Source organism: Streptomyces millisiae (assembly GCF_031845425.1).
GTDB classification, from domain to species: domain Bacteria; phylum Actinomycetota; class Actinomycetes; order Streptomycetales; family Streptomycetaceae; genus Streptomyces; species Streptomyces millisiae.
The window spans coordinates 20,422-31,088 of record NZ_JAVREM010000045.1 but is presented as its reverse complement, the minus strand read 5'-3'; the positions used below and the strand labels follow the sequence as shown (position 1 = coordinate 31,088).

Sequence of the window (10,667 nt, the reverse complement as noted above, 5' to 3'; positions counted from 1 at the left end):
TTTGCCTGCTACCAGGGCCGCGTGAAACGGCCGGGGGCGCGGGAATCCGGCGCCCCCGGCCCGGCGCGGCCGGCTCAGCGCTGCTGCGCGGCGGCCGCCTCCCGTCGGCGCCGTCCCCGCCTCATGAGCCCGACTCCGGCGCTGACCAGGGCGAGCAGGAGGATCACGGCTCCCACGACGATGTTGCTGACGATCATGCCCGCGTCGGGATGGCGCCCGACGACCCACGGCGAAATGGCCAGCCAAATCCCGATGCCGGCGATGGCGAGGCTGAGCCCGCGCATGTTCTCGGCCCGGCTGAGCCCGAGTGCCAGTACGGCGACGGCGATGCCCATGATGAGGTTGTTGGTGGACAACCCCGGCTGGGCGGTGGTGAAGTGCAGCGTGTAAGACGACACCGCGGCGTACAGCCCGGCCAGGAACAGCGGGGCGTCGACCAAGGCCACGTCGCGGCCGCCCATTACCCGGTTATACCGCTGCCGCATTTCCATCTCGTCCGGATGACCCGCGAGATCCGCCCGGTGGCGGTGTGAGACGTCGGACATGGCGATCCTCCTTCGCACTCCGATCGGCCCATGTGAGTTATGTCCAGTATGCCCCCAATGGTCCGTTCGAAGTAATCGGGCGCCCGGCTGGCGCCCGCACCCACAACTGAGTAACGTTGATTACATGATTACAGAGAAGGGGCAGCAGGAGCTGCGCGGCTGGATCGCGGGGCGGCTGCCCGAGGGGTGGTTCACGGAGCTCGCGGAGGTCGTCATCGACCGCGAGGAGATCACGGTCATCGGCCGGCTGGCGGAGCCCGAACTGGCTCCCGGCGCGACCGAGACCGAGCGCGAGGCGGCTCTGGAGGGGCGGGTGACGGAGTTCCGCGAGCGTACCCGGATGAGCAGGGTGGAGATCGCCCGGGAGGCCAACATCCGCTTCCGCAGGCAGCTTTCCTGGGGCGTGCGGTGCGGCGAGAACCTGACGATGTTCACGCACATGTCGGCGCCCGTGATGAGCCGGCTGCGGCAGTCGGAGCGGATGGTCCTCGACACGCTGATCGCCGGCGGGGTGGCGCGCAGCCGCAGCGACGCGCTCGCCTGGTGCGTGCGGCTCGTCGCGCAGAACACCGACGAGTGGCTCGGCAACCTGCGGGACTCGCTGATCCAGGTGCAGCGGGTGCGGGAGTCGGGGCCGGACGCCGGCGCCCAGGACCTCACACTCGAGTTCCAGCTGGAGGACGCGAAGTAGCGGCTCGCACCGAAGGAGACCCGTGTCGGCCGCCCGCCGCTGGGTACCCGGGGCGCCCCGAGGCTAGGAGGTACAGCCATGCAGCAACGGGGCAGCAACCGTCTCAACGTCCATCGTGACGACCTGATGAAGCACGACCTCCAGGGCATGCTGCGCTCCGAGCACCCGACCAGGGCCGAGGAGTGGCGGGACCAGGAGCCGGCCGCGGAGGACGACCCCGCGCTGGTCGACGGCCCCGTCCCGCGGCAGAGCGCGGGCGGCCCCCGGGAGGCCGAGGACGAGGCGTTCCGTTTCGAGCTGGCTCGCCATCTGCGGCGCAGCGTGTTCCCGGCCGACCGCCGGACGCTGCTGCGCACGCTGGACGAGACGCACGCCCCGGACGGTCTGGTGGAGACGGTGCGGCGGCTGCCGACAGACCGGACCTACGCCAACGTGCAGGAGGTGACCGCGGCCCTCGGCCGCCGTCCGGCCGCCTGAGCCCACCCCCGAGACGGCCCGCGCCCCCCGGCGCGGGCCGTCTCACGCGTGCCCGGCGGCCGGCCCGGTGGCGCGGCCGTTGACGCCGCGCAGCCGTATACGTTTGACTGAGTCAATGACCGAGTCAACAATGGCGGCGGCGACCGGGACCCCCGGCCCGCCGTCGACGGCCGAGGCCGTGCGCCGGATCCGGGAGTTCAACCGCGACTACGTCAGGCTGGTCGGCGCCTACGACTACGCGCGCCGCACCGGCACCCCCTACTCGCTGCCCGAGGCCCGCCTCATCTACGAGCTGGCCGGCGGCGGGCGGGCCAGGACCACCGAGCTGCGCCGCGCGCTCGACATGGACGCCGGGCAGCTCAGCCGGCTCCTGGCGCAGGCCGAGGCCGCCGGGCTGCTCGTCCGGGAGCGCGACCCGGCCGACTCGCGCCGCCAGCTGGTCTCCCTCACCGGCGCCGGGCGGGAGGCGGCCGCCCTGCTCGACGCCCGCTCCTCGGAGGTGATCGGCGAGCAGATCGCCAGGCTGCCGAGCGCCGACCGCGAGCGGCTGCTGGCCGCGCTGGACACCGTCGCCGGGCTGCTCGGCCTGGGCCGCCGCCCGTCGCCCGAGCCCGGGTTCCGGCTGCGCCCGCCGAAGACCGGCGAGCTGGGCTGGGTGATCGAACGGCACGCGGTCCGCTACGCCGACGCCTACGGCTTCGACGCGGCCTTCGAGGCACTGGTCGCCGACGCGGTGGCCCGGTTCGCCGCCGCCCGGGAACCGGCCCGGCAGTCCTGTTGGATCGCCGAACGCGCCGGTGAGCCGGTGGGGTCGGTGTTCTGCGTGGACGAGGGCGACACGCTCGACGGCCGGCCGGCGGCCCGGCTGCGGCTGCTGCTGGTGGAGCCGGCCGCCCGGGGCCTGGGCATCGGGCAGGCGCTGGTCGGCGAGGCCGTCGCCTTCGCCCGCGCCGCCGGCTACCACGGCATGGTGCTGTGGACCAACGAGGTCCTCGCCAGCGCCCGCCGCATCTACCAGGCCATGGGCTTCACGATGGTGGCCAGCACGCCGCACACGAAGTTCGGTGTGCCGGCCAACGGCGAGGACTGGGAGCTGCGCTTCTGACGCGGGGCCTAGCGGTGCGCCGGCGGCAGCTTCTCGTCCACCAGCGCCAGGATCTCCGTCACCCGCAGCCCGAACCGGACGTCGCACGGGTGCGGCCGGCCCGTGCGGGCCGACTCGACCAGCGCGTCGAGGGCCCGCAGGCAGGGCCGGACCGCCCCGCCGTCCCCCCGCTCCGGCAGCGTCGTCACCCCGGCGGCGCCGCGCAGTTCCGCGGTGACCACGGACGCCTGCGGCGGCACGGTGTGCGAGACCGTGATGGTGCTCGACGCGCCCGAGACGTGCCGCAGCGCCACGTGCACCATGTCCCCCGGGCCGCGCGCCGCCACCACGCCCTCCGGGCCCGTGATGTCGCCGAGCGGCGGCAGCAGCAGCGACAGGGCGTGCGGGCCGACGTCCCACAGGGCGCCGCGCTCCATGCGCCAGAGCGAGTCCGAGTAGGGCGTGTCCGCGCCGCCGAACACCGGTGAGAACCAGTCGGCGCGCCCGGTCAGCCAGCCGTCGGCGCCGCTCTGCGCGGCCACCCAGGCGGCGGTCTCGGGCGCGAACCGCAGCGTGAAGAACACCACCGAGGCCACCCCCGCCGACTCCACCGCGGCGGCCAGCTCCCTGGCCCCGGCCACCGTGGTGGCGACCGGCTTGTCGAGCAGCAGGTGGCAGCCGGCCGCCGCGGCCCGGGCCGCGAGGGGCGCCTGCACGTCCGGCGGCAGCGCGAACGCCACCGCCTCACAGTCCGCGAACAACTCGTCCGCGCTGTCGTAGGCCCGGGTGCCGAGGTGTCCGGCGAGCTCGGCCGCGGCCTGGGCCCTGCGGCCCCAGACCCCCACGAGCTCCGTCTCCGGGTGCTCGACGAGCGCGGGGCCCTGGGTCAGGCGCGCCCAGGGGCCGGTTCCGAGCAGTCCGATTCTCATGCGGTCTCTTCCTTCCGATCGCGACGGCCAAGCGTAGGGCCTGTCTTCTGGATCCTCGCGGGCTCGCGACGAGCCCCCAGCCTGGCGGCTGGGAGGTGCCCCCAGGCATCCCGCCTGGCTGCGTTGCCCCACGCCGCGGAGCGGCATATCGACGCTGCGCGCGAGTACGGCCAAGTACGAGCTGCGCTGCGGCCGACATGCGGCTCCGCCGCGTGAGGCGCCTTGCCAGCGAATGGGGGCACCTCCCAGCGTTAGCTGGGGGCGCCATCCGCCGCTCGCTGATCCACGAAGATCCAAAAGACAGGCCCTGGGCCGTGTGCCGATCACGAGTCCGCGCCGTTCCCGCCGAAACGTAGTTCACACCGCCTTAACAGATGGGCAACTGACGGGAAATGCCTGGTGGTGATGGTTTGGGCAGCGCTGTGACGCACCCGCGAACCTCCCGGAGGAGCACGACCGTGAGCTACAAGGCCGAGTACATCTGGATCGACGGCACGTCGCCGACCGCCAAGCTGCGCTCGAAGACCAAGATCGTCGCGGACGGCGTCGAGCCGCCGGAGTGGGGTTTCGACGGCTCCAGCACCAACCAGGCCGAGGGCCACGCCTCCGACTGCATCCTCAAGCCGGTCGCCACCTACCCGGACCCGATCCGCGGCGGCGACCACGTCCTGGTGCTCAACGAGGTCTACAACGTCGCCGACGGCGCGCCCCACGTCTCCAACACCCGTGCCCTGCTGCGTCCGATCGCCGAGCAGTTCGCCACCCAGGAGCCGATCTTCGGCATCGAGCAGGAGTACACCTTCTTCAAGGGCTCCCGCCCGCTCGGCTTCCCGGAGAACGGCTTCCCCGCCCCGCAGGGCGGCTACTACTGCGGCGTCGGCGCGGACGAGATCTACGGCCGTGACGTCGTCGAGGCGCACCTGGAGAACTGCCTCAAGGCCGGCCTCGGGATCTCCGGCATCAACGCCGAGGTCATGCCGGGCCAGTGGGAGTTCCAGGTCGGCCCACTCTCCCCGCTCGAGGTCTCCGACCAGCTGTGGATCGCGCGCTGGCTGCTCTACCGCACCGCCGAGGACTTCGGCGTCTCCGCCACCCTGGACCCGAAGCCGGCCAAGGGCGACTGGAACGGCGCGGGCGCGCACACCAACTTCTCCACCAAGGCCATGCGCGAGGGCTACGACGCGATCATCGCCGCGTGCGAGTCCCTGGGCAAGGACGGCAAGCCGCTGGAGCACATCAAGAACTACGGCGTCGGCGTCGAGGACCGCCTCACCGGCGCCCACGAGACCGCCCCCTGGGACCAGTACAGCTACGGCGTCTCCAACCGCGGCGCCTCGGTCCGCATCCCGTGGCAGGTCGAGCGGGACAAGAAGGGCTACATCGAGGACCGCCGCCCGAACGCCAACTGCGACCCGTACGTCGTCACCCGGCTCCTGGTCGACACGGTCTGCACCGAGCTGGCCTCCGCCGGCCTGGTCTGACCCGCCTTAAGGTCACCCAAGACGTCTCCCCGGCCCGCGGCCAGCAGCTCGGGCGTGGGACCGGGGAGGCACCAGCGGCGCTGTCGAGGGCGCGTCCGCCATCCGGCGGACGCGCCCTCCGCCGTTCCCGGCCCCCCCCGGGTGTACCCAGGTACACCCCGGCGTCGGGCGGCCCACCCCCGTGACGCGCTCCCCCACCGACCCGCACACTTGATCACACACGGTACGGGTCGACGAGAGGTGCGAGAAGGACATGGACAGGCGACGGCTGCGCGACGCCCTGCTGGCGAGCGCCCGGGGACTGCTGCTCATCCCACTGACAGTCGGTCTCTCCACCGTGCTGTTCGTGCTCTTCGCGGTGTCGGTGGCGCTGACCCCGATCGGCGTCGGCGTCCTCACCACCCCGCTCGTCGTCGACGGGATCCGCGGCCACGCCAACCTGCGCCGCCGGCTGGCCGCCGACTGGTACGGGGTCACCATCACCGCCGGCTACCGGACGCCGAGGGGCGACCGGCGCGGCATCGCGGGACAGGTCGAGCGCTGCGTGACGATGCTGCGCGACCCGGCCACCTGGCGTGAGGCCGGCTGGCTGTTCGTCGACGCCGTCGCCGGCCTGTTCCTCGCGGTGCTCCCCGTGTCCCTGCTGGGCTACGCCGTCTTCGGGCTGGTGCTGCTCGCCGGCGTCTGGGTGCCCATCGTGAACGCGGGCGGCACCTACTGGTTCGCCTTCGTGCCCGTGAACTCGTGGTTCACCGCCCTGCTCGCCGCGCTCACCGGCATCGGCTTCGGGCTGCTCGCCCAGTACGTCAACACCCCCCTGATCCGCGGCCACTTCCTGATGACCAGGTCCCTGATCGGGCTCTCCGAGCGGCAGTTGCTGGCCCAGCGGGTGGAGCGGCTCAAGGAGACCCGGCACGACGCGGTGGACGGCGCCGCCGCCGAGCTCCGCAGGATCGAGCGCGACCTGCACGACGGCGCCCAGGCCAGGCTGGTGGCGATGGGCATGAGCCTGGGCACCGTCGAGGCGCTGATCGAGAAGGACCCGGAGCAGGCCAGACGGCTGCTCGCCCAGGCCCGGGCCAGCTCGGCCGAGGCGCTGACCGAACTGCGCGACCTGGTGCGCGGCATCCACCCGCCGGTGCTGGCCGAACGCGGCCTCGGCGACGCGGCGCGGGCGCTCGCGCTGCGCATGCAGCTGCCGGTGGAGGTGGACGTGGAGCTGCCCGGGCGGCTCGAGGAACCGGTCGAGTCCGCCGCCTACTTCGCCATCAGCGAGGTGCTGACCAACGCCGCCAAGCACTCCGGCGCGAGCAACGCCTGGCTCGACATCTACTACAGCCGGGCCGAGAAGACACTGCGGATCGCGATCACCGACAACGGCCGGGGCGGTGCCGACCTGGACGCCGGCACCGGGCTGCGCGGTCTCGAACGGCGACTCGGCCCCTTCGACGGGGTGCTGGCCCTCAGCAGCCCGGCCGGCGGCCCGACGCTGGTCACCATCGAGATCCCCTGCGCGCTCGTCGAGTAGGCGCCTCCGGCGCCCCCGTCGCCCGCCGTTCGCTCACCCATCACCCACTCGAACACCAACTCGCATACGCTGACGCCGCGTTGACTGATGTCCCCCAGCCAAGCGAAGGCGGCGACGCATGCGAAGAACACGGATCCTGGCGCGCGTGGCGACCCTGCTGGGCGCCGCGCTCGCCCTCACCGCCCCCCTCTCGGCCCAGGCGGCGGACCCCGCGCCCCGGGCCGCCGGGTACGCGGAGACCACCTCGGTCGGCGTCCACAACGCCTACCTCCAGGAGACCTTCCCGTACTTCGCCGACGCCCTCGACTCGGGCGCCGGCATGCTGGAACTCGACGTCTGGACCAACTTCTTCGGCAGCGGCTGGCGCGTCTCGCACAGCAACCCGTTCGGCAACGCCAACAACTGCGAGAACGCCTCCTCCGCCGACGACTTCAGGACCGGCGCCCGCAACCAGTCGCTCGCCGGCTGCCTCCGGGACCTCCGCGCCTGGAGCGACGCCAACCCCGGACACCGGCCCATCCTGCTGAAGGTCGAGCTCAAGGACGGCTTCGCCGCCAACCTCGGCCGCGGACCGGCCCAGTTCGACGCGCTGGTGCGCGACATCCTCGGCGACGCCGTCTACGGCCCCGGCGACCTGGCCGCCGGCCACGCCACGCTCGACGAGGCGGTCCAGGCCGGCGGCTGGCCGAGCCGCGACGAACTGGCCGGCAGGTTCCTGATCCACCTCATCCCCGGCACCGTCGAGGAGGGCAACCCGCTCGACACCCTGTGGACCGACGTCGAGTACGCCCGCCACCTGCGCGACTCCGCCGCCGCCGGCACCCTGGACACCACCACCGCCTTCCCGGCCGTGCACGGCGCCGAGCCCGGCGACCCGCGCGTCTCCCGCTACGCCGACGCGACGCTGCGCCCCTGGTTCGTGGTCTTCGACGGCGACGCCACCACCTACGCCGGCGGCATCGACCTCGGCTGGTACGCCGACCGCGGCTACCTGGTGGTGATGACCGACGCCCACGCCGTGCCGCCCGCCATCAGCGCCACCGACCCCACCGAGGCGCAGGCCGCCTCCCGGGTCGCCGAACTGGCCGCCGCGGGCGCCAGCGTGGTCAGCTCCGACTGGCACTCGCTGCCGTCCGTGCTCGGCACGGTGCTCCCCCGCGGCTGAACCCCACCCGTCCGTGCCGGACCGGCCAACCCGCGGTTCCGGCACGGATAGGGTTGGGACCCGCAGCGTCGTCACCCACCCCGGAGTCCCCCGTGCGCGTAGTCCTCGCCGAAGACCTCTTCCTGTTGCGGGACGGTCTGGTCCGGCTCCTCGAGGCGCACGACTTCGAGATCGCCGCCGCCGTCGACAACGGCCCCGAGCTCACCCGGGCCCTCGCCGAACTGCGGCCCGACGTGGCCGTGGTGGACGTCCGGCTGCCGCCCTCGTTCACCGACGAGGGCCTGCAGTGCGCCCTGGCCGCCCGCCGCGAACAGCCCGGGCTGCCGGTGCTCGTCCTCTCCCAGCACGTCGAACAGCTCTACGCGCGCGAGCTGTTGGCCGACGGCACCGGCGGCGTCGGCTACCTGCTCAAGGACCGGGTCTTCGACGCCGACCAGTTCGTGGACGCCGTCCGCCGGGTCGCGGGCGGCGGCACCGCGATGGACCCCCAGGTGATCCAGCAGCTGTTGGCCCGCCGCACCCATAACTCCCCGCTGGAGAAGCTCACCCCGCGCGAGCTGGAGGTCATGGAGCTGATGGCGCAGGGCCGTTCCAACGCGGCCATCGCCGAGCGCCTGGTCGTCACCGAGCGTGCCGTCGCCAAGCACACCTCCAACATCTTCGCCAAGCTCGGGCTGCCGCCGTCCGACGACGACAACCGCCGGGTGCTCGCGGTGCTCGCCTACCTCGAACGCTGACCCGGCCGCCGCGCGGCGTAACCAGCCGCGCGGCCACTCGTTCCACCGGTGTGTTCCACAGCGATGTGACCTCCCCCGACGCACCCACCGACGCCACCGCCGAGCCCGTCGGCCTCGACCGGGCCGAGGCGGCGCTCGTCGAGCACTATCCGCGCCTCGTGCGGCTCGCCTACCTCGTCCTGCCGCACACCCTCGGCCGCCAGCGGCGGGTGCTCACCGCCCACACCATCGCCCAACGCGCCCTGCCCCGCGGCTCGTCGGACCGGGACACGCCGCCGGCCCTGCCCGCTCAACGCGGCGGCACCGACGCCGGATACGCCTACCTGCGGCTCCGCGTGCTGCGGGCCGCGCTCGACGCGCCCCAGGCCAGGCGCCGGCTGCCGCGCCCGCCGTGGGCGCTCCCCCAGGTGGTGGGGCTGCGGCTGCTCCCCGGCGCGGGCGAGCCCGAGGAAGTCGCCCTCGACCAGCGGCTCGCCGAGCTCAGCCCGGCCGGCCGCGCCGCGTACGCGCTGCGCCGGGTCGACGGCCTCGACGAGCAGGCCGTCCGCCGCCTGCTGGCCGCCGCCGGCGTCGGCGAGGCGGAGTCCGCGGCCGCCACCGACGAGGCGGCCGGCCCGGCCGCCACGGTCGAACTCGCCGACCCCTGCTTCCTCCAGGCCAGGCCGACCGACCTGCTGCGCCGCCGCCGGCTGTTCCGGGGCACGCTCGTCGGCGGCGCCGCGCTGGCCCTGGTGGTGGCCGGCGGCCTGACCCTGCTGCCGGACGGCTGGGGCCCGGACGGCGCCGCCGCCCCCAGCTACAGCCGCAACGAGGCGGCCGAGGCCGCGCTCGACCCGCAGGCGCTGCGCCGCATCCCGGCCGACACCTGGCAGCGCTCGGCGCGGCTCGACTTCTCGGTGTGGCCGGCCAGGGGCGGAGCGGTGGACGACACCGGGCTGCTGCGCAGGGCGCTCGCGGTGTGGGCCCGGCCGGGCGAGGACGTCGTGGTCTCGGCGACCCCGGGCACCCAGACGGGGCCGGGCCCGGGACCGGCCCAACTGCTGTACGCGGGCGAGGCGGGCGGCACCTCGGTGGTGCTGCTGCACGACGGGCTGCGCCTGGTGCGGTACGCCGAGCGGCCGGGCGCCGACGGCGGCCAGGTGGCGCTCGACTTCGCCCGGGTGGACGGCGCCGACCTCGTCTCGTCGGCGGCCGTGGTCGTCGGCCGCGGCGACGGCAACGTCCGCTACCTGCTCGCTCCCTGGATCACCGAGGCCGGCACCGTGGACCTGCTCGACCCCTCGGGGACCACCGAGGAACTCGCCGTCGACGAGGACGGCGTCACCGGCGCGCTGCGTACCGTCTCCGGCGGGGCCGAGGGACAGCCGGGCCAGTGCGCCTCGTTCGCCGCGCTCGCGGTCACCCCGCGCGGGGTCGCCGATCCCTACCTGCTGGCCGACCTGGGCGAGTTGGCGCCCGCGGCGCTGACCGGCGGCGCGCCGGGCGAGCCGGGCAACTGGACGGGATCGGCGGACGCGCGGGCCCAGTGGGCGCGGATGGCCTGCCAGTTGCCGCTGGTGGGCGGCGCCGGGGTGCGGTCGGTCAACGCCTGGCACTTCGCCGAGCAGACGCTCCCCGACGAGGGCGGCACCGCCGACTGGGTCTGCCTGCGCGCCGACACCTGGCGGGGCACCGGCAGCAGGTCGCTCGCCTTCTTCATGCCGCCGGCCGAGCGGGCCGCCGAGCCGGCGTCCGTGACGGCGAGCGCGGAGGACAGCGCGTCCTGCGGCGAGCGCCAACCGGACGTCCTCAGCGGCGTGTTGTGGAACTCCCCGGCGGGCGACTGGTACCTGGTGGCGGCCGCGAGCGAGGGGGTCAGCGAGATCGTGGCCGACGGCGCGGTCAGCGGCGAGACCACGGGCCGCACCCTGGCCCTCCCGGCCGAGGAGGGCGCCCGCACCGACCTCACCGCCCGCCTGGCGAGCGGCGACGAACTGCGGATGCTCGGCCAGTAAGCCCTGGCGGGCAGAAGGCCATCGAAGGCCCCCTGG

General features: G+C 74.1%; 10 protein-coding genes. 8 read left to right on the top strand and 2 right to left on the bottom strand.

Annotated features, from left to right (window positions below; translation table 11 throughout):
• Window positions 1–74 precede the first annotated feature (74 nt).
• On the bottom strand, window positions 75–545 hold the full coding sequence (locus RNC47_RS25505) for an SPW repeat protein (protein ID WP_311601929.1): 471 nt from the start codon (window positions 543–545) through the stop codon (window positions 75–77).
• Between the two features lie 124 nt (window positions 546–669).
• Between RNC47_RS25505 and RNC47_RS25500 the strand changes: the two genes are divergently transcribed.
• The 3 genes from RNC47_RS25500 to RNC47_RS25490 all read left to right on the top strand — a co-directional run bounded on the left by RNC47_RS25500 (window position 670) and on the right by RNC47_RS25490 (window position 2,818).
• Complete coding sequence (locus RNC47_RS25500; protein WP_311601927.1) at window positions 670–1,236, top strand: hypothetical protein; 567 nt, start codon at window positions 670–672, stop codon at window positions 1,234–1,236.
• 78 nt (window positions 1,237–1,314) lie between these two features.
• The gene (locus RNC47_RS25495) at window positions 1,315–1,713 is read left to right on the top strand and encodes a DUF2795 domain-containing protein (RefSeq protein ID WP_311601926.1); all 399 of its coding nucleotides are present in this window, start codon (window positions 1,315–1,317) and stop codon (window positions 1,711–1,713) included.
• Window positions 1,714–1,828: 115 nt separating this feature from the next.
• Window positions 1,829–2,818: a bifunctional helix-turn-helix transcriptional regulator/GNAT family N-acetyltransferase gene (locus RNC47_RS25490; protein WP_311601925.1), complete on the top strand. Its 990-nt coding sequence runs from the start codon at window positions 1,829–1,831 to the stop codon at window positions 2,816–2,818.
• Between the two features lie 8 nt (window positions 2,819–2,826).
• On the opposite strand, the gene RNC47_RS25485 is transcribed toward RNC47_RS25490, so the two are convergent.
• Complete coding sequence (locus RNC47_RS25485) at window positions 2,827–3,726, bottom strand: Gfo/Idh/MocA family protein (RefSeq protein WP_311601924.1); 900 nt, start codon at window positions 3,724–3,726, stop codon at window positions 2,827–2,829.
• Window positions 3,727–4,184: 458 nt separating this feature from the next.
• On the opposite strand from RNC47_RS25485, the gene glnII reads away from it, so the two are divergent.
• The 5 genes from glnII (at window position 4,185) to RNC47_RS25460 (ending at window position 10,631) form a co-directional block, all read left to right on the top strand.
• Window positions 4,185–5,207 carry a glutamine synthetase gene (gene glnII / locus RNC47_RS25480; protein ID WP_311601923.1) on the top strand — a complete coding sequence of 341 codons (1,023 nt, stop codon included), beginning with the start codon at window positions 4,185–4,187 and terminating at the stop codon, window positions 5,205–5,207.
• Between the two features lie 253 nt (window positions 5,208–5,460).
• Window positions 5,461–6,735 carry a sensor histidine kinase gene (locus tag RNC47_RS25475; RefSeq protein WP_311601922.1) on the top strand — a complete coding sequence of 425 codons (1,275 nt, stop codon included), beginning with the start codon at window positions 5,461–5,463 and terminating at the stop codon, window positions 6,733–6,735.
• Between the two features lie 118 nt (window positions 6,736–6,853).
• Window positions 6,854–7,900: a phosphatidylinositol-specific phospholipase C domain-containing protein gene (locus RNC47_RS25470; protein WP_311601920.1), complete on the top strand. Its 1,047-nt coding sequence runs from the start codon at window positions 6,854–6,856 to the stop codon at window positions 7,898–7,900.
• 92 nt (window positions 7,901–7,992) lie between these two features.
• Window positions 7,993–8,637, top strand: coding sequence for a response regulator transcription factor (locus RNC47_RS25465; RefSeq protein ID WP_311601919.1), 645 nt, complete (start codon window positions 7,993–7,995; stop codon window positions 8,635–8,637).
• Window positions 8,638–8,702: 65 nt separating this feature from the next.
• Window positions 8,703–10,631, top strand: a complete 1,929-nt coding sequence (locus RNC47_RS25460) for a hypothetical protein (protein WP_311601918.1) — start codon at window positions 8,703–8,705, stop codon at window positions 10,629–10,631.
• Window positions 10,632–10,667: the final 36 nt, after the last annotated feature.

What these genes read in the sequence shown, in the direction of transcription:
- RNC47_RS25500 (WP_311601927.1), top strand. Translation starts at nt 670, where the DNA reads ATGATTACAGAGAAGGGGCAGCAGGAGCTGCGCGGCTGGATCGCGGGG.
- RNC47_RS25495 (WP_311601926.1), top strand. Translation starts at nt 1,315, where the DNA reads ATGCAGCAACGGGGCAGCAACCGTCTCAACGTCCATCGTGACGACCTG.
- RNC47_RS25485 (WP_311601924.1), bottom strand. Translation starts at nt 3,726, where the DNA reads ATGAGAATCGGACTGCTCGGAACCGGCCCCTGGGCGCGCCTGACCCAG.
- RNC47_RS25490 (WP_311601925.1), top strand. Translation starts at nt 1,829, where the DNA reads ATGACCGAGTCAACAATGGCGGCGGCGACCGGGACCCCCGGCCCGCCG.
- RNC47_RS25470 (WP_311601920.1), top strand. Translation starts at nt 6,854, where the DNA reads ATGCGAAGAACACGGATCCTGGCGCGCGTGGCGACCCTGCTGGGCGCC.
- RNC47_RS25475 (WP_311601922.1), top strand. Translation starts at nt 5,461, where the DNA reads ATGGACAGGCGACGGCTGCGCGACGCCCTGCTGGCGAGCGCCCGGGGA.
- RNC47_RS25505 (WP_311601929.1), bottom strand. Translation starts at nt 545, where the DNA reads ATGTCCGACGTCTCACACCGCCACCGGGCGGATCTCGCGGGTCATCCG.